Source organism: Novosphingobium rhizosphaerae, from assembly GCF_050920675.1.
Classification (GTDB): Bacteria; Pseudomonadota; Alphaproteobacteria; order Sphingomonadales; family Sphingomonadaceae; genus Novosphingobium; species Novosphingobium rhizosphaerae.
The window spans coordinates 1,139,152-1,157,032 of the sequence record NZ_CP137861.1; the positions used below are offsets into that span (position 1 = coordinate 1,139,152).

14 protein-coding genes and 3 pseudogenes are annotated in these 17,881 nt (G+C 66.0%); 11 read left to right on the forward strand and 6 right to left on the reverse strand.

What is annotated here, in order from left to right; all coding sequences use genetic code 11:
• Nucleotides 1-65: 65 nt before the first annotated feature.
• The 4 genes from glnE (at nt 66) to R9J51_RS05215 (ending at nt 5,012) form a co-directional block, all read left to right on the forward strand.
• Nucleotides 66-2,774, forward strand: coding sequence for a bifunctional [glutamate--ammonia ligase]-adenylyl-L-tyrosine phosphorylase/[glutamate--ammonia-ligase] adenylyltransferase (gene glnE, locus R9J51_RS05200; RefSeq protein WP_432787864.1), 2,709 nt, complete (start codon nt 66-68; stop codon nt 2,772-2,774).
• Between the two features lie 3 nt (nt 2,775-2,777).
• Nucleotides 2,778-3,251 carry a peroxiredoxin family protein gene (locus R9J51_RS05205; RefSeq protein WP_179506048.1) on the forward strand — a complete coding sequence of 158 codons (474 nt, stop codon included), beginning with the start codon at nt 2,778-2,780 and terminating at the stop codon, nt 3,249-3,251.
• 10 nt (nt 3,252-3,261) lie between these two features.
• Nucleotides 3,262-4,062, forward strand: coding sequence for a ferritin-like domain-containing protein (locus R9J51_RS05210; RefSeq protein WP_168556016.1), 801 nt, complete (start codon nt 3,262-3,264; stop codon nt 4,060-4,062).
• Nucleotides 4,063-4,271: 209 nt separating this feature from the next.
• Nucleotides 4,272-5,012 carry a M23 family metallopeptidase gene (locus R9J51_RS05215; RefSeq protein WP_168556017.1) on the forward strand — a complete coding sequence of 247 codons (741 nt, stop codon included), beginning with the start codon at nt 4,272-4,274 and terminating at the stop codon, nt 5,010-5,012.
• A 175-nt stretch (nt 5,013-5,187) separates the two neighbouring features.
• Here R9J51_RS05215 and galU read toward each other — a convergent pair whose 3' ends face one another.
• Complete coding sequence (gene galU, locus R9J51_RS05220) at nt 5,188-6,078, reverse strand: UTP--glucose-1-phosphate uridylyltransferase GalU (protein WP_168556018.1); 891 nt, start codon at nt 6,076-6,078, stop codon at nt 5,188-5,190.
• 173 nt (nt 6,079-6,251) lie between these two features.
• On the opposite strand from galU, the gene murA reads away from it, so the two are divergent.
• The gene (murA, locus tag R9J51_RS05225; RefSeq protein ID WP_168556019.1) at nt 6,252-7,535 is read left to right on the forward strand and encodes a UDP-N-acetylglucosamine 1-carboxyvinyltransferase; all 1,284 of its coding nucleotides are present in this window, start codon (nt 6,252-6,254) and stop codon (nt 7,533-7,535) included.
• Nucleotides 7,536-7,616: 81 nt separating this feature from the next.
• Here murA and R9J51_RS05230 read toward each other — a convergent pair whose 3' ends face one another.
• The 3 genes and pseudogenes from R9J51_RS05230 to R9J51_RS05240 all read right to left on the reverse strand — a co-directional run bounded on the left by R9J51_RS05230 (nt 7,617) and on the right by R9J51_RS05240 (nt 10,195).
• Nucleotides 7,617-8,714, reverse strand: coding sequence for a choice-of-anchor A family protein (locus tag R9J51_RS05230; RefSeq protein WP_179506049.1), 1,098 nt, complete (start codon nt 8,712-8,714; stop codon nt 7,617-7,619).
• Nucleotides 8,715-8,910: 196 nt separating this feature from the next.
• Nucleotides 8,911-9,353, reverse strand: a pseudogene (locus R9J51_RS05235) (TIGR01244 family sulfur transferase).
• A gap of 30 nt (nt 9,354-9,383) precedes the next feature.
• A pseudogene (locus tag R9J51_RS05240) lies at nt 9,384-10,195 on the reverse strand (TerC family protein).
• 283 nt (nt 10,196-10,478) lie between these two features.
• Between R9J51_RS05240 and R9J51_RS05245 the strand changes: the two are divergent.
• The 6 genes from R9J51_RS05245 to queC all read left to right on the forward strand — a co-directional run bounded on the left by R9J51_RS05245 (nt 10,479) and on the right by queC (nt 15,776).
• A complete protein-coding gene (locus tag R9J51_RS05245; protein ID WP_168556119.1) occupies nt 10,479-11,261 on the forward strand; it encodes a cold-shock protein in 783 nt (260 codons plus the stop codon).
• A 151-nt stretch (nt 11,262-11,412) separates the two neighbouring features.
• Nucleotides 11,413-12,609, forward strand: coding sequence for an aspartate aminotransferase family protein (locus tag R9J51_RS05250; RefSeq protein ID WP_168556023.1), 1,197 nt, complete (start codon nt 11,413-11,415; stop codon nt 12,607-12,609).
• Between the two features lie 11 nt (nt 12,610-12,620).
• Nucleotides 12,621-13,547 carry an ornithine carbamoyltransferase gene (gene argF / locus R9J51_RS05255; protein ID WP_179506050.1) on the forward strand — a complete coding sequence of 309 codons (927 nt, stop codon included), beginning with the start codon at nt 12,621-12,623 and terminating at the stop codon, nt 13,545-13,547.
• Between the two features lie 27 nt (nt 13,548-13,574).
• Complete coding sequence (locus R9J51_RS05260) at nt 13,575-14,471, forward strand: Hsp33 family molecular chaperone HslO (protein WP_169476912.1); 897 nt, start codon at nt 13,575-13,577, stop codon at nt 14,469-14,471.
• A 93-nt stretch (nt 14,472-14,564) separates the two neighbouring features.
• Nucleotides 14,565-14,990, forward strand: a complete 426-nt coding sequence (locus R9J51_RS05265; RefSeq protein ID WP_246866079.1) for a DUF3617 domain-containing protein — start codon at nt 14,565-14,567, stop codon at nt 14,988-14,990.
• A 72-nt stretch (nt 14,991-15,062) separates the two neighbouring features.
• Entirely contained in the window at nt 15,063-15,776 is a 714-nt protein-coding gene (queC, locus tag R9J51_RS05270) for a 7-cyano-7-deazaguanine synthase QueC (protein ID WP_168556026.1), read from the forward strand.
• A 73-nt stretch (nt 15,777-15,849) separates the two neighbouring features.
• Here queC and R9J51_RS05275 read toward each other — a convergent pair whose 3' ends face one another.
• Nucleotides 15,850-16,326 carry a superoxide dismutase family protein gene (locus R9J51_RS05275; RefSeq protein ID WP_246866080.1) on the reverse strand — a complete coding sequence of 159 codons (477 nt, stop codon included), beginning with the start codon at nt 16,324-16,326 and terminating at the stop codon, nt 15,850-15,852.
• A gap of 276 nt (nt 16,327-16,602) precedes the next feature.
• Nucleotides 16,603-17,708, reverse strand: a pseudogene (locus R9J51_RS05280) (OmpA family protein).
• Nucleotides 17,709-17,881: the final 173 nt, after the last annotated feature.

Consider the following 17,881-nt stretch of genomic DNA (forward strand, 5'->3'; position numbering starts at 1 on the left):
GCGGCCCGCTGCGGCAAGACGGCCTGCCGTGGCCGCGCGAACGGCCAGCTAGAGAGGAAGCCCGCGTGCCGCACGGAATCGATTGGGAACAAGGGTTGGTCCTGGCGCGCACGCATACCACGTTCCTGGCCCGCGCGCTCGATCGCCAGCCCGATCTGGCTGCCTTGCTGGCACAGGGCAAGATCGAGGCTGCGCTGGCCCATGCGCGCCGCGCGGGGGAGGGTTGCGACGATGTGGGCATCGCCTTGCGGCGCGAGCGGCTGGCCCTGGCGCTGGCCCTCGCGGTGGGTGATATCGCCGGCGCGCTGCCGCTTGGCCGGGTCATGCAGGAATTGTCCGATTTTGCCGATCGCGCGCTCGATGCGGCGATTGCCGCCGCGATCGCGCGGCGCGTGCCCGATGCGCCTTCGGTGGGCTTTTCCGCGATTGGCCTGGGCAAGCATGGCGCGCAGGAATTGAACTATTCGTCGGATATCGATCCCATCCTGCTCTACGATCCCGATGCCCTGCCGCGCCGCGCGCGTGACGAACCGGGGGAGGCGGCGCAACGCGTGGCGCGCGGGGTGGTGGAACTGCTCTCCACCATCACCGACGAAGGCTATGTCTTCCGCATCGACTTGCGCCTGCGCCCCGCTTCGGAAGTCAGCCCCCTGGCGATCCCGTTCGAAGGGGCGATCACGCATTATGAATCGAGCGCGCTGGCGTGGGAACGTGCCGCCTATATCCGTGCCCGCGCCGCCGCCGGGGACGTGGCGCGCGGCCAGGCGTTCCTCGACACGATCCGCCCTTTCGTGTGGCGGCGCAGCCTGGATTTCGGCGCGATTGCCGAAATCGGCCGGCTGACCGCGCGGATCCGCGATCACTATGCCGCCGGGCAGCAGGTGGGGCCGGGCTATGACTTGAAGCGCGGGCGCGGCGGCATTCGCGAAGTGGAATTCTTTGCCCAGACGCACCAGTTGATCCACGGCGGGCGCAATCCGGCGCTGCGCCTGCGCGGCACGCGGCCCGCGCTCGATGCCCTGGCAGAGGCCGGGATCATCACCGATGGCGATGCCGTGATCATGGGCGAAAGCTATGATCGGCTGCGCGTGCTCGAACACCGGCTGCAGATGGTGGCAGATCAGCAGACCCACGCCCTGCCGCAAAACCAGGCCGCACTCGATAGTGTCGCGCAACTGTCCGGCCATGCCGATGGCGCCGCGCTGATCGCTGAAATCCAGGGCATTTCCGAGGCGGTCGCCCTGCGCTTCGACGCGCTGCTGGCGATCATTTCCCCCACTGGCGCGGTGGCGGTGGACAACCGCAGCCTGGCCCAGGATCTGGCCGAACTGGGCTTTGCCGATGCCGACGGCCTCGCCCGCCGCGTGGAAGCGTGGGACAGCGGCGCCTTTCGCGCGCTGCGCAGCGACGAGGCGCGCGCTGCCTTTTCGCGCGTGCGCCCGCAATTGCTCCAGGCCCTGGCAGAGGCGCCAGACCCCGATCATGCCCTGGCGCGGTGGGAGCGGCTCCTGGCCGCGCTGCCTTCGGCAATCAACGTGTTCCGTTTGCTGGAGGCGCGGCCGGGCCTGATGGCCGTGGTCATGCGCGTGCTGGCCCATGCGCCAACCCTGGCCGACGACCTGGCGCGGCGGGCCGACCTGCTCGATACCCTGATCGATCATTCCGCCTTCGCACTGCCGGGCGGCGTGGCAGAGATCATGGCCGATCTGGCGCGCGGCGAAGTGGGCGACGATTACCAGCGCCTGCTCGATGCCGTGCGGCGCAAGGTAGGCGAACTGCGCTTTGCCCTGGGCGTGCAACTGGTCGAAGGCCTGCACCCGCCGCTGGCCGTGGCCGCCGCGCTCAGCCGCGTGGCAGAGGCGGCACTGGCGGTGCTGGGCACGGCGGCGGAGGAGGAATTTGCCCGCGTCCATGGCCAGGTGCCCGATGCGCGCATGGTCGTGCTCGGCCTGGGGCGGCTGGGCGGGGGCGCGCTGACCCACGCCTCGGATCTCGATCTGGTGTTCCTGTTCGGCGGGCCGGCCGATGCTTTCGCCCGCGAATCCGATGGCGCGCGGCCGATCGGCGGCACGCTCTATTTCAACCGGCTGGCCCAGCGCATGATTGCCGCGCTATCCGTGCCCACGGCCGCCGGCGCGCTTTATGACGTCGATACGCGCCTGCGTCCTTCGGGCGCGCAAGGGCCTATCGCGGTCAGCCTCGACAGTTTCGAGCGCTATCAGCGCGAGGATGCGTGGACATGGGAGCACATGGCGCTGTGCCGCGCGCGCCCGCTGTTCGGCACCGCCGCCGATCGCGCGGCCTTGGCCGAAATCGTCGGCCGCGTGCTCTGCCGTCCCCGCGATGGCACGGCGCTGCGCGATGATGTGCTGGCCATGCGCAGCGAAATGGCACGGCACAAGCCCGCGAAAGGCCCGCTCGATGTCAAGCTTGCGCGCGGTGGCCTGGTCGATCTGGAATTCCTCGCACACTACCTGCAATTGCGCGATCATGTCGCACTCGAACCCGATCTGGGCGCGGCGGTTTCCGCGCTGGAGCAGTCGGGCCTGCTGCCGGCGGGCCTGCGTGGCGCGCACGATCTGCTGGCGGGGCTTCTGGTGGTGGTGCGCCTGGTTGCCCCTGATGGCATGTTCCCGCCGCCCGCCAGCCGTGCCATCGTCGCCACCGCCTGCGGCCAGGAAAGCTGGGATGCCCTGCTTGACGCGGTCGCCCGGGCAAGACACCGCATCGCCCACGCCTGGGGCCAGGTCTTCGGGCAACCATTGGAGATATAACGCATGAGCACTTTTCCCGGCGTGGGCGATCCGCTGCCCGATCTGCCGCTGACCGCGCCCGATGGCAGCCCGGTGAAGCCTTCTGATTTTGCCGGGCGCAAGCTGGTCGTGTTCTTCTATCCCAAGGATGATACGCCCGGCTGCACCACGGAAAACAAGGACTTCTCCGCCCTGGCCGAAGAGTTTGCCGCCGCCGGCACCGCGCTGCTGGGGGTGAGCAAGGATCCGCCCAAACGCCACGAGAAGTTCATTGCCAAGCATGGCCTGGCCGCGCCGCTCGCCAGCGATGCAGAAGAAGGCGGCCTGTCCGATGCGCTCGGCATCTGGACCGAAAAGTCCATGTATGGCCGCACCTACATGGGCATGGAGCGCACCACCTACCTAGTCGGCACCGATGGCAGGATCGCACAAGTGTGGAACAAGGTGAAAGTGAAGGACCACGCCGCGCAGGTTCTCGCGGCGGCCAAGGCGCTGTAACGCGCGCGGCATGACTCCATCGCTTCCTACCGTGGCGGCGGCGATTCGCGCCGCCATGCTGACCGCCGATCCGCGTGACAAGGTCATGGCCACGCGGGCCGTTGCGCGTGACTGGGCTGCCGGGCAGCTTGCCTTCGCCTTTGACGTGACCATGCCCGATGTGCCGGCGCGGCCCGCACAACCCGAACTGCTGCCGCCGAGCCAGATGCCCAAGCGCGGGCGCGGCGGTTCGGAACGGGGGCGTCTCGCGCTGATCCATGCCTTGTGCCACATCGAATTCGTGGCGATCGACCTGGCGCTCGATGCCGCAGGCCGCTTTGGCGCCGAGCGCGGACGCGATTTCGTGTCGGACTGGTTGGGCGTGGCCGCAGACGAAGCGATGCATTTTGCCCTGCTGGCACGCCGCCTGCGCACGCTGGGCAGCCACTATGGCGCCATGCCGGCCCACGATGGGCTGTGGGATGCGGCGCGCGAAACGGCGCACGATGTGGCCGCGCGCCTGGCCGTCGTGCCGATGGTGCTCGAAGCCCGCGGGCTGGATGTGACACCGCAGACCATCGCCCGCTTCCAGGCGGCAGACGATCACACCACCGCGCGAATCCTGCAGCGAATCGTTGACGACGAAGTTCGGCATGTCCGTTTTGGTACAAGCCATTTCGCCAAAGTGTGCGCAGAGCGTGGTAAACAGGCACCGCAGCTTTGGAAAACGCTGGTTACGCAACACTTCAGAGGCAGCGTTAAGCCACCGTTCAACGACTCGGCGCGTCGTTCAGCCGGTTTGTCGTGTGAAATGATGGCGGCTCTTGCGTGAGAGGCGCACCCGCCGCTACCCCACCGTCACGAGATCGGCGGGGGGTTACCACCAATCTCTGAACAACGCCCGGCCGGGCACGCGGTTCCACCGCGATCGTCTGGCAGGCGCGGTTCGCTGGGGGTCAGCACAAAGCGGGTGCCGATGGCGCAAGGCCCGATGGGCAGGGCGCGCGGCATACCAGCCGAAAAGAGGTTGTACGGGTCGCAATGAAAAAAACCTTGTCTACCGGTCTGGCTGCCCTTGGCACCATTCTCACTCTTGGGCTTGCCACGCCGGCTCTGGCCAACAACGCCGCTTCCGCCGATATTGCTGCCCCGCTGCGCAACGCCGAAGCCGCCAAGGCCGGCCTGACCGCGCCGGCCGGCGATGAAGAATTCTCCAAGCTGTTCGCCAGTTGGGAAGCACTCGATGGTGGCAACGCCGCCTCGGCCCAGGCTCCCCTGGTTCGTTCCAGCTCGGTTTCGATCCCCACCCTGATGCCGATCACCAGCAGCCGCGCGATGAGCAGCGCCTTTGGCCTGCGCACCCACCCGATCTACGGTGGCCTGCGTGCGCACAAGGGTGTCGATCTGCCCGCGCCCACCGGCACGCCGATCCGCGCCAGCGCCGATGGCCTGGTGGGCAAGGCCGAACGCTTTGGTGGGTATGGCCTTTATGTTCAGCTCGAACATGGCGGCAATCTCGAAACCCGTTATGGCCACATGTCGCGCATCGCCGTTGCCGAAGGGCAGCGCGTGCACAAGGGCGACGTGATCGGCTACGTCGGTTCGACCGGCCATTCGACCGGCCCGCACTTGCATTATGAAGTTCGCGTTGCTGGCGAAGCGGTCAATCCGCTGCCCTACATGCAGCGTGACGCCAATCTTGCTCAGCTGGCCAGCGCCGCCGACGCGTCGCAGATCCGCGCGTTCAACGCCACCGACGCCGAAGGCGAGGGCGAAGAATAAGCGCCAGCTTTCCCGGATAAAGCATCGGAGAGGATGCGGAAAAAGGCGGTCGGCAACGGCCGCCTTTTTCTATGCCGGTGCCGCGCGCGGTGGCGGCTCTGGCCCGCAAAAAAGGGCGGCAAAGCGCAAGATCGCTTCGCCGCCCTGTTTGCCTTGCTGGCAAGGCGTGCGGGGTTCAGCCCACCAGTTTCTTGATCACGGCGCGCACATCGTCGGCCAGGTCGGGACGCTCCAGCGCCAAGGCGATGGTCGCTTCCACGAAACCGGCCTTGCTGCCGCAGTCGAACCGGCGCCCGGCAAAGGTCACCGCATGGAACGGCTGGGTGCCGATCATCTTGGCCATCGCGTCGGTCAGCTGAATTTCGCCGCCGGCGCCCTTTTCCTGGTTTTCCAGCGTGCGCATCACTTCGGGCTGAAGGATATAGCGGCCCGAGATGATCAGGTTGGACGGCGCATCTTCGCGCTTGGGCTTTTCGACCAGCCCGGTCACTTCGGTCAGGCTGCCGGAAATCTTCGCGCCCGGTGCGATCACGCCATAGCTCGACACTTCTTCCTCGGGCACTTCCAGCACCGAGATCAGGTTGCCGCCCACTTCGTTATAAGCGTCGACCATCTGCTTCATGCAGCCGGGCGCGCCCACCATCAGTTCGTCGGGCAGGAAAATGGCAAAGGGTTCGTCGCCCACCACTTCGCGCGCGCACCACACTGCGTGGCCCAGGCCCATGGCCACCTGCTGGCGCACGGTGACCAGGTTGCCCGGCTTGATGCGGGTATCGTCGAGCACGGAAAGATCCTTGCCGCGGCTGGCCATCGTGGTTTCCAGCTCGAACGCGGTGTCGAAATGCTCCACGATCGCGGTCTTGCCGCGGCCGGTCACGAAAATCAGTTCCTCGATCCCTGCTTCGCGCGCTTCGTCCACGGCGTACTGGATCAGCGGGCGGTCGACGATCGGCAGCATCTCCTTGGGCACGGCCTTGGTGGCCGGCAGGAAGCGGGTGCCAAGGCCGGCAACGGGAAACACGGCCTTGCGGATCGGTTTGCGGGGACTTGCGGTGGTTTCGCTCATGACGTTGTCTTTCCCATTGTCCTGTTACACGATAGTTAAGCAGCCTGCCTTTGCGATGACAAGTTCCGCAACGGGCAGGGCGTGCAAAAAATGCTGCAACGCAATATTCACCATGTTGCCTGCAATGCCGCCTAGCCCCTTGCCCTGCATCGCAAACCGGCTAAACCGCCGCGATGGACAAGATCATCATTCGCGGCGGCAAGCGTCTTTCTGGTACGGTCCCGGTCTCGGGGGCAAAGAATGCGGCGCTCACGTTGCTGCCCTGCGCGCTGCTGACCGATGAAGCGGTAACGCTGCGCAACCTGCCGCGCCTGGCCGATATCGACGGTTTCCAGCACCTGATGAACCAGTTCGGCGTGTCCACTGCGATCGCCGGCGCGCGCCCCGAGGATTTCGGCCGCGTGATGACGCTGCAGGCCACGCGGCTCACCTCGACCGTCGCGCCCTATGACCTCGTGCGCAAGATGCGCGCCTCGATCCTCGTGCTCGGCCCGCTGCTCGCGCGTGCCGGCGAAGCGACCGTGTCGCTGCCCGGCGGCTGCGCCATCGGCAACCGCCCGATCGACCTGCACCTCAAGGCCCTCGAAGCGTTCGGCGCGCATATCGAGCTGGCCGCCGGCTATGTCCGCGCGATCGCGCCCGATGGCGGGCTGCCCGGTGGGCGCTACAGCTTCCCGGTGGTGTCGGTGGGCGCCACTGAAAACGCGCTGATGGCCGCGGTGCTGGCCAAGGGCAAGTCCACCCTGCACAACGCCGCGCGCGAGCCGGAAATCGTCGACCTGTGCAACCTGCTGGTGGCGATGGGCGCGGATATCGAAGGGATCGGCACCTCGGACCTGACGATCCATGGCGTGGAGCGCCTGCACGGCGCCACCTACATGGTCATGCCCGATCGCATCGAGGCTGGGTCCTATGCCTGCGCAGCGGCGATCACCGGCGGCGAAGTCACACTCCAGGGCGCCAAGATCGAAGACATGGAAACCACGGTCCAGGCGCTGCGTGATGCCGGCGTTTCGGTAGAGCCGGTGCGCGGTGGCCTGCACATTGCCGCCGATGGCGATTTGCGGCCCGTGACCATTTCCACCGCACCCTATCCCGGCTTTGCCACCGACATGCAGGCCCAGCTCATGGCCATGCTGTGCCTGGCCAAGGGCTCCAGCGTGCTGACCGAAACGATCTTCGAAAACCGCTACATGCACGTGCCCGAATTGAACCGCATGGGCGCGCGCATCGAAACCTCGGGCCGCACCGCCGTGGTCCACGGCGTGGACAAGCTGTCGGGCGCCGAAGTCATGGCCACCGACTTGCGCGCCTCGATGAGCCTGGTGATCGCCGGCCTTGCCGCCGAGGGCGAAACACAGGTCCATCGCCTCTATCACCTCGATCGCGGGTACGAGCGGCTGGAAGAAAAGCTCGCCCTGCTCGGCGCCGATGTGGAGCGTGTCGGCAGCGATTGAGCCGGCCCGCGTGTAGGGCATGCAAAAAGGGCCGCGCAGCATGGCTGGCGCGGCCCTTTTTCTGTCTGCGCTTCGCCCGGTTCAGGCGGCGGCGTCGTCGCGCCGCTTGCGGCCCAATATCAGCCCGCCCAGGCCCAGTGCCAGCAGGGCCAGCATGCCCGGCTCGGGCACGTCGGTGCCGCCCGTGCTGCTGCTGCTCGTGCTGGACGAAGACGGCACTTGCGGATCGCTCGGCACGACATAGCTGCCGCTATACGTGCCGATGTGCATTTCGCCGTCCTGGACCAGGCTGCCGAACACCGCCGAACCCTGGATATAGTTATAGGTGTGCGCGGCTGCCTTGGGCGCCAGCACCGAACCGCCCCACGCGGTCGTCAGTGTCAGGTCCGTCGCGTCCACGAAGTTCCAGATCACGTGTTCGCCCAGGTTGGCCGTGCCACCCAGGAAATTGTCGTTCAGGTTGATCGTGCTGCCGGTCACGTTCACGATTACCGTATCGGCGCCGTTGGTGTTGAACTGGATCTCGCCGATCTTGTCGAGATCGGCTGCCGTGATCGAAAACACCGCCACGCCGTTGCTGCCCGGCTGCGCGTTGAACGTGCCGCGATTGCCGCTGATCGAAAGGGTGCTGTTCGCGCCCTGCTGGGAAAGCTGGTAGGACAGCCCGGTCATGCTGGTCGACATCAGGCTGCCGTCCTGCTGCAGGCTGCTGACGAAGCCCGGATTGGTCGTGCCCAGGTTCGCCTGGACGGTGTTGGAATTGACGTTGGTGTTGGCGATCGCGCCACCCACCTGCACGGTCTGCGTGGCGCCGTTGAGGTTGAACCCGCTCGAAACGTTGCCCCCAACGATCGCGCCCGACCCGTTGTTGAGGTTCTTGATCCCGCCGGTCACGTCGCCCACCACGACCAGGCCGGGGCCGGTATAGCTCGACGCAGGCAGGGTTGAGATGAGATAGTTGGACGAATTGCCCGTGAGGTTCCCGCCCACGAACGTGCGCCCTTCCACTTCCGATGAAGAGGTAAGGTTGCCCAGCACGATGAGGTTGTAGACCTTGAGCGCATCGATCCCCACCGGGGTGGATGCGGCAATGGCCTGGAACGGCAGCGCCAGCGCAGCCAGCGTGGCAACGGCAGCGGTCAGGCGGGTACGGGCGGGCAGCCGATAAGGGGCGGGCATGGGAAAGTGATGTCCTGTCGCAGCGCGCGCCCGAGCGTCAGGCGCGCGAAAAACCCTGGCCACGCTTGGCGATACAACGCAACACAGTTTTGCGTCGGGTCTCACGATGGCACAGTGTTTTGACAATCCTTAACGCTTGAGGCCCGGTTTGGCGGCCGCTGGCATGCGCCAGGCGGCCTTCCGGTGCGCGGTCGCGTTAACCTTGCGCGCGGGCGCTCAGGATATCCACCTGGGCGCGGATCGGCCCGATGTCATAACCGGCTGCGCCCGCCTTGGCCGCGATCTCGAACGGATTGCCGCCGTTGGCCGCCTGGGCCAGCGCCCACAGCAGCGTGGACCGCGTGCCCGACCGGCAATAGGCGAGCACCGGCGCATCCCCGATCTGGGCCAGCGCCTGCTTGAGAGCTTCCACCTGCGGCATGGAAAAGCCCGCGTGCGTGACCGGAATGGCCACATAGGCAATACCGGCGGCCTCGGCAGCCGCGGCGATTTCCGCGCCGGGGTCTGGTCGTCGGATTCGCCCTCGGGGCGGTTGTTGACGATCAGCTTCACCCCCAGTTGCTGGGCTTCGGCCACGTCGGCCACGGTGATCTGCGGGCTGGCCAGGAACTGGCTGTCGACTTGGCGAAACTGGGACATGGCAATACCTTGCGTGCGAAAGGAGAAAGTTCAGGAGGCCTGGCGCGTGGCGGTGCGCCGGCGGCGGCCGGCAATGTTGAGCAGTTCGACGAACACCGAAAAGCCCATCGCGGCGTAGATATAGCCCTTGGGAATGTGAACGCCAAAGCCATCGGCCAACAACACCAGCCCGATCATCACCAGGAACGCCAGCGCCAGCATGACCAGCGTGGGATTGTGCTCGATGAACTTGGCCAGCGGATCGGCCGCCAGCATCATCAGCGAAACCGTGGTGATGACCGCCGCGATCATGATCGGCACCTGGTCGGTCATGCCCACGGCGGTCAGGATCGAATCGATCGAGAACACCAGGTCCAGCGCGATGATCTGGGCAATCGTCGCGCCGAAGTTGGCGACGACGGCCTGGCCCAGGCCGCCTTTTTCCCCGTGTCCCTTCTGGTCGAGCAGTTCGCCGCTGGGTTCGGGGTCAAGCGTGTGGTGGATTTCCTTGGTCGCTTTCCACAGCAGGAACAGCCCGCCCGCCACCAGGATCAGGTCACGTCCCGAAAACGCCGTTTCGAACGTGGGCTCGCCATGGGCGCCGGGGGCGCCGGCCAGGCCCAGGTCGAACAGCGGGCCTGCAAGGTCACGATCCAGCCGATCAGGGACAGCAAAGCCAGGCGCAGCACCAGCGCCAGCGCCAGGCCGATGCGCCGCGCGCGTGCCTGCTGGTGGGCTGGTAACTTGTTGGACAGAATCGCGATGAACACCAGGTTGTCGATGCCCAGCACGATTTCCAGCAGCACCAGGGTGACGAACGCGGCCCAGGCCTGCGGGTCGGATAGAAGAGCGACAAGGTCCATGGGCCGCTTGTGCCGTATCGTTCAGGCTGCGGCAAGGCGCCAAGCGGCACTAAAGCGCGGCACTTTTGTCACGAATTGTGGCTGAGAATGATATTTTGCGATTGAATCGCGTATGCGCGTCGATTCCGTTCGCGCATCGGCTTTTTATTCGTTATAGTCTTCCGCGCAATGGAGAGGGCCGGCCCATAAAGCCCGGCACGTCGTCCTTGTCGTGCCCCTGGTCTCCGCGTCCGGCCAGTGGCGCCGGGAAAATTGGGGCGGATTGTAAGGTTTATTGGGTTTTATGGGTTTTGACAGAGGGCGGCGTGGTCGCGGACGCGACAAGCGCGACGGTTTCGGCGACGACGGCGGTTTCGATCCCTACGGCGGTGGCGGCGGTTTTGGCGGTGGCTACGATCGCGGCGGCTTCGGCGGCGGTGACCGTGGCGGCTTTGGCGGCGGCAACCGCGGCGGCGGCTTCGGCGGTGGTGACCGCGGCGGCTTCGGCGGCGGCGATCGCGGCGGCTTTGGCGGCGGCAATCGCGGCGGCGGCGGTGGTGGCGGCTTCGGCGGCGCTCCCCGTGGTGGCGGCATGCCTGCCCAGGTGGTTGGCACCGGCAAGGGCGTCGTGAAGTTCTTCAACGGCCAGAAGGGCTTCGGCTTCATTCAGCGTGAAGACGGCGGCGAAGACGTGTTCGTGCACATCAGCGCCGTTGAACGTGCCGGCCTTGAAGGCCTGGCCGAAGGTCAGACCCTGGAATTCAACCTCGTCGATCGCGGTGGCAAGATTTCTGCCGCCGACCTTCAGGTTGTGGGCGACGTGATCCCCGTGGCGGCCAAGCCGGCTGCCCCGCAGCGTCAGCTGACCGGCGAAAAGGCCACTGGCACCGTCAAGTTCTTCAACAGCATGAAGGGCTTCGGCTTCATTACCCGTGACGATGGCCAGCCCGATGCATTCGTGCACATCAGCGCTGTCGAACGCTCCGGCCTGCGCGAGCTCAACGAAGGCGACAAGCTGGAGTTCGACCTCGAAGTTGATCGACGAGGCAAGCACTCGGCGGTCAACCTGGTGCCGCGCCAGGATTGATCCCGGCCGCATTGCCCCTTGGGTCTGATGGACCCAGGGGCCTTGCATCACCACATACGCGTGCAAATGGCGGTCCGCTGGGCCGCCATTTGTCGTTTTGCAGCCATTTCCGATCCATACACCGTCCTTGGAATTTACAGGAGCATACCCCATGTCGATCACCCCGCTCATGCCCGTCTATCCCCGGTGCGGCGTGCGTCCGGTGCGAGGCGAACACTGCCACCTGATTTCCGAAGACGGCACGCGCTATCTCGATTTCGCCAGCGGCATCGCGGTCAACCTGCTGGGCCATTCGCATCCGCACCTGATCGGCGCGTTGCAGCGCCAGGTCGAAACGCTGATGCACGTGTCCAACCTCTATGGCAGCCCGCAGGGCGAGCATCTGGCGCAGCGCCTGGTCGACATGACCTTTGCCGATACGGTGTTCTTCACCAATTCCGGCGCGGAAGCGGTGGAATGCGCGATCAAGACCGCGCGCGCCTATCACCAGTATCACGGCCAGAGCCCGGAGCGGTTCGAGATCATCACGTTCCGCAATGCCTTCCACGGCCGCACGCTGGGCACGATCAGTGCCTCGGACCAGGAAAAGATGCACAAGGGCTTCCTGCCCATCCTGCCCGGCTTCCACTATGTCGATTTCAATGACCTGGAAGCGACCAAGGCGCTGATCGGCCCGCACACCGCCGGCATCCTGGTCGAACCGATCCAGGGCGAGGGCGGCATCAAGGAAGGCACCGAGGAATTCATCAAGGGCCTGCGCGCGCTGTGCGACGAGCATGGCCTGATGCTGATCTTCGACGAAGTGCAGTGCGGCGTGGCGCGGACCGGCACGATGTTCGCCTATGAACAGTATGGCGTTACGCCCGATATCATGTCCATCGCCAAGGGCATCGGCGGCGGCTTCCCGCTCGGCGCTTGCCTGGCTACCGAGCAGGCCGCGCGCGGCATGGTGTTCGGTACGCATGGCAGCACTTATGGCGGCAATCCCCTGGCCATGGCCGCGGGCGAGGCCGTGCTCGACGTGGTCGCCAATCCTGAATTCCTGGCCCAGGTGCGCGCTACCGGTGATCGCCTCAAGGCGCGGCTCGAACAGTTCATCGGCAACTATCCCGACTTGTTCGAACTGGTGCGCGGGCGTGGCCTGATGCTGGGCGTCAAGTGCAAGATGGAGCCGCGCCCGTTCGTCGCCCACATGCGCGACAACCACCAGCTCCTGGCGGTTTCTGCTGGCGACATGACGTTCCGCGTCCTGCCGCCGCTGGTGATCGACGACAGCCACATCGATGAATTCATGGACAAGCTTTCGGCCGCCGCGGCCAGCTATGTTCCTCCGGCTCCCGCGGCGTGAGACGAGCAGACATGATCAGGCACTTCCTCAACCTTTCCGATGCCGGCGGTGATGCGGTGGCGGCGATGCTGGCCGATGCGCTGGATCGCAAGGCGGCGCGCGCCGCGCTGCCCAAGGGGCGGGCCGATGCCGATGCGCCCTTGGCCGGGCATGTGCTGGCCATGGTCTTCGAAAAGAATTCCACCCGCACGCGCGTATCGTTCGACGTGGCGATGCGCCAGTTGGGCGGATCGGCGCTGGTGCTCGATGCCGGCACCACCCAGCTGGGCCGCGGCGAAACCATCGCCGACACGGCTCGCGTGCTCAGCCGCATGGCCGACGCCATCATGCTGCGCACCGACGACCATGCCAAGGTCGAGGAACTCGCGCATTATGCCAGCGTTCCTGTCATCAATGGCCTTACCGACCTTTCCCATCCGTGCCAGATCATGGCCGACCTGCTGACCGTGATCGAGCATGGCAAGGCGCTGCCCGGGCTCGAAGTGGCCTGGCTGGGCGATGGCAACAACGTGCTCAACTCGATCGTCGAGGCCGCCGGCCTGATGAAGTTCAACGTGCGCATCGGCGTGCCCGAAGGCTATGATTGCGACGCCGGGTTCGTCACGCGCGCGCAGGCCCAGGGCGCCAAAGTCACGGTCTATCGCGATGCGGCGCAGGCCGTGGCCGGGGCGGACGTGGTGGTGACCGACACCTGGATTTCCATGGGCCAGGCCCATGCAGAGGCCAAGCTGGCGGCCATGGCACCATTCCAGGTGAACGAGGCCCTGATGGCCCAGGCCAAGGGCGACGCGCTGTTCCTGCATTGCCTGCCTGCCCACCGCAACGAAGAGGTGACCGACGCGGTGATCGATGGCCCGCGCTCGGTGGTGTGGGACGAGGCCGAAAACCGTATTCACGCGCAAAAATCGGTGCTGCGCTGGGCGTTCGGCCAGATCTGACCGCGCTGCTAACCAACGAAAGCTTCCATGACTGACCAAGCCGAAACCGGATTTGACCAAGTGCTGCAATTCACCGTCCCCGCGCGCGATGCGCGGGGGCGCGTGGTGCGGCTGGGGCCGGTGCTCGATACCGTGCTCTCGGCCCATGCCTATCCGGCGCCGATCCGCAACCTGCTGGCCGAAGCGCTGGCGCTGACCGCGCTGCTGGGCGCCCTGCTCAAGGACGATGACGGCCAACTGACCATGCAGGCCCAGACCCAGGATGGGGTGGTGGACTTGCTGGTATGCGATTATCGCGGGGGCGAATTGCGTGGTTATGTTCGCCACGATCGCGCGCGGCTTGATGAACTCGGGCCGCACCCGTCGCTTCATGCCCTGTTCGGGGATGGCTATCTGGCGATCACCTTCGATCTGTCCAGCAGCGATCAGCGTTACCAGGGCATCGTGCCGCTGGAAGGTGACAGCCTGGCGCGCGCCTGCGAAAGCTATTTCTTCCAGTCCGAACAAGTACCCACGCTGATCCGCGTGGGCGTGCACAGCGAAGGCGGCCGCACGGTGGCGGGTGCCCTGCTGGTGCAGCACCTGCCCGATGGCGAGGAAGGGCGCGAGCGGTTGCATGCCCGGCTCGACCATCCCGAATGGGAGCACGTGGCAGCGCTGGCCGGTTCGCTCACGCCTGCCGAACTGACCGATCCGCAACTCGGCCTCGAAAACCTGGTGTGGCGCCTGTTTCACGAGGAAAGCGAAGTGCGCGTGGCGCGCGGCCTGCCGCTCACCCGTGGTTGCCGCTGCTCGGCAGAGCACTACCGCGAATTGCTGGCCCGGTTTGGCGAAGCCCAACGCGCCGAAATGGCCAATGACGATGGGCTTATCGTGGTGGATTGCGCGTTCTGCTCGAAAGAGTTTCCGCTTCGTTTCGATTGAGGCGGGCAAAACGCGCAGGCCTTCAATTGCGGCGCCGTTGCTCTATATTGCAAGCACCTGCTGCGCGCGTCGGGCAGGGATGGAGGGTGGTTGATGACGTACCGTGCTGCGTTGCGCCGCGCTTGCGCTGCGGCGATCCTTGCTTCTGCACTCGCCTGGGTGGCGCCGGCGGATGCCGAGCGGGGTGACGCGAGCCTTGCCATGCTCGATCGGATCCTGCCTGGACAATGGCAGGTGCGCGCGCGGGAAACGGGTGGTTTCGAAAGCCGGCTGTGCCTGGCCGAAGGGCGCCCGCTGATCCAGCTGCGCCATCCCGGCCAAGCCTGCCGCCGGTTCGTGGTGCAGGACGAGGCCAACGCCGTGTCGGTCAGCTATGCCTGTGGCCCAGCCGGTTCGGGGCTCACCCGCATCCGCTTCGAAAACGAGCAACTGCTGCAGATCGAAGCCCAGGGCATCGCCCAGGGGTTGCCTTTCGCCTTCAATGCCGAGGCACGCCGGCTGGGCGCCTGCACCCGCTGACCGGCACCAGGCCAAAATCGGCGGGTGCCGGGGGCTTGCCTGCGCCGGGCGAGAGGGCTAGCCCCTTGGCCCATGACCGATACCGACTTGTCTTCATCTTCCCCCGCGGCACAGGCGCCGCTTGCCGTTGTCCTGCTGTCCGGCGGACTGGACTCGATGGTCTGCGCGGCCCTGGCCCAGGAGCAGGGCTTTCGCGTCCTGGCCTTGACCATCGACTACAACCAGCGTCATCGCGTGGAACTTGATGCGGCGCGCGTGATTGCCGCACGCCTGGGGGTTGAACGCCACGTCATCCTGCCGCTCGATCTGCGCCAGTTCGGCGGCTCGGCGTTGACCGCTGCGATCGACGTACCCAAGGATGGCCTGACCGATGACATCCCGATCACGTATGTGCCCGCCCGCAACCTGGTGTTCCTGTCGCTTGCCCTGGCGTGGGCCGAGGCGGCCGGGGCCAAGGATCTCTATATCGGCGTGAATGCGCTGGACTATTCGGGCTACCCCGATTGCCGGCCCGAATTCATCCATGGCTTCGAAGGCCTGGCGCGCGTCGCCACCAAGGTCGGCAGCCAGGGTGGCACCGTGACCGTGCATGCCCCGCTCCAGCACCTCAAGAAATCGGAAATCGCGCAAGAGGCCGCGCGCCTTGGCCTCGACGCCGGGGAAAGCTGGTCGTGCTATGATCCGCTGCCCGATGGCCGCGCCTGCGGCGAATGCGACAGTTGCCGCCTGCGCAAGGCGGGCTTTGCCGAAGCGGGCCTGACCGACGGCACGCGCTACGGCGCCTGATACCGCCAACCCGTTGCAAAAAAAGGGGGATGAGCAGCCAGCCTGCCCATCCCCTTTTTGCGTCAGCGCGCGGTCACTGCCGCACGAAGACCCCGCAGGCCAGGCGAGCGCCGCTGTTGCCGCTGGGATCGGTCTTGTAGTCATCGGGCGCGGCATGGATCACCAAGGCGGTGCCATCGGCGTCGAACAGGGCCGGCCCGGTCATGTCGGCGCCGCCACGCAGGCTGAAATCGAGCGCGCCGGTGCCGTCGGCGCCCACCGTCAGGTTGGTGAGGTCACCCAGGTGCGATCCGGCCGGATTTTCCGCGCCGTGCTGGTGCCCATCGGGATTGAGATGTCCGCCGGCCGTGGTGAAGCCGGGCGCCTCGCACTTGCCCACGGTGTGCAGGTGAATGCCGTGCACGCCGGGCGGCAGGCCCTTGGCATCGACATGCACGCGGAAGCCATCGGGGCCCTGCAACAGTTCGGCCGTGCCGGCACTGGCGCCGCTGGCCAGCATGAGCGTGGCATTGGCCACGACCTGCGCCTTGGGCGTGGGGGTGCTGTGCATGCCCCCCATGCTGCCATCACCGCACGCGGCCAGGGTTAGCGGCAGGGCCAGGCCCGCCAGGATGGGGAGGGGACGCAGAGCGCGCAGTCGGCGGAAAAGAAGCGATGAAGGCATCCGGGATCTCCTTGGCATATTGCCGCTGTGCCGTGGCGCTAGTCGATGTGCCGGGCATTGCTGCAGCGGACAACGAAAAAGGGGCCGGATTGCTCCGACCCCTCTTCGTTTTTTTGCGTTCGGCTTGGGTAACCCGGCCCCGTTTTACCGGGGCCGAGGAACTTAGTTGCCCGAACCCGGACCGTAGGTGATTTCCACGCGACGGTTCTGGAGTTCACGCACGCCGTCGGCGGTCGGAACGCGCGGGTTGGCTTCACCGAAGGCCTGGCTGGTGATCGTCGAGGCCGGGATGCCGTGCGACGTCAGGTAAGCCTGGACCGAGTCGTTACGACGCTTGGACAGGCCAAGGTTGTACTTCGGCGAGCCCGAGCGGTCGGTGTAGCCGGCCAGCATGATCGGAACGGTCTGGCAGTTGCCATACTGGGTGATGGCGTTGTCCAGGATGGTGGCCGCTTCAGGCGTGATGTCCGACTTGTTCCAGTCGAAGAACACGATGTACGGGCCCTTGTTGCACACCGGCGGCGGCGGAGGCGGCGGCGGAGGCGGGGGGGCGGCGGAGGCGGCGGGGGCGGCGGCGGCGGGGGCGGCGGCGGAGCCGGCTCTTCGCCACCGAAGTTGTAGGTCAGCGTGCCCAGGATCGAGTGCGAACGGAAGCGGGTCGAGAAGTCCGCACCGGCATAGGCGCCGTTGGTGCCGACCAGGTTGACGTCGCTGACGTTGAAGAAGCGATACTTCAGGCCCACGTCGACATGCTTGGTGAGCGGCGCGCGAACGCCGGCCAGGACCTGCCAGGCGAACTTGGTCTGCGAGTCGTCAAGAAGGCCGACCGGGGTGGCGACGTAGTACTTCGCCTTGGCAACACCGGCACCACCGCCGATGAAGCCCTGGAGGCCATCGTCGGGACCGAAGTCGAGCAGGCCGTTGACCATGAAGCTCAGCGCGCTGGTGCTGCCGCCGATCTGGCCAGCGTCACGGGTGTATTCCACGCCGCTGACGTTGTTGCGAACCTTGTCGTTACGAGCGCGGCGATAGCTGGCTTCGGTTTCGAGGCGGAAGCCACCGAAATCGTAACCGACGACTGCACCGAAGTCATAACCGGTCTTGGCGTCGACCGTTACGGCATCCGTGGTGCCGTTCACATCGTGGTTGGCGTCTTCAAGCAGCATCGCGCCGCCATCGCCTTCCACATACCAGCTCTTGCTCTTGGCAAGCGCGGGCGTCGCCAGTGCGCTTGATGCCAAGGCAACGCCCAGGATCAGTTTCCGCATTACGTTTCCCCTTTTTAGCGAGATCATGCCACGTCGTGGCAGTTGTCTACCGGTTCTGTTATGTTCATGCAAGCGGACACACGCGTGAACTGTTGCCGAAAAGCAACTGTATCAGTCACCATCGCAGCAATTTCCCGGTTGAAACCACCCTCATGTGCCCCTCCAATGCTGCA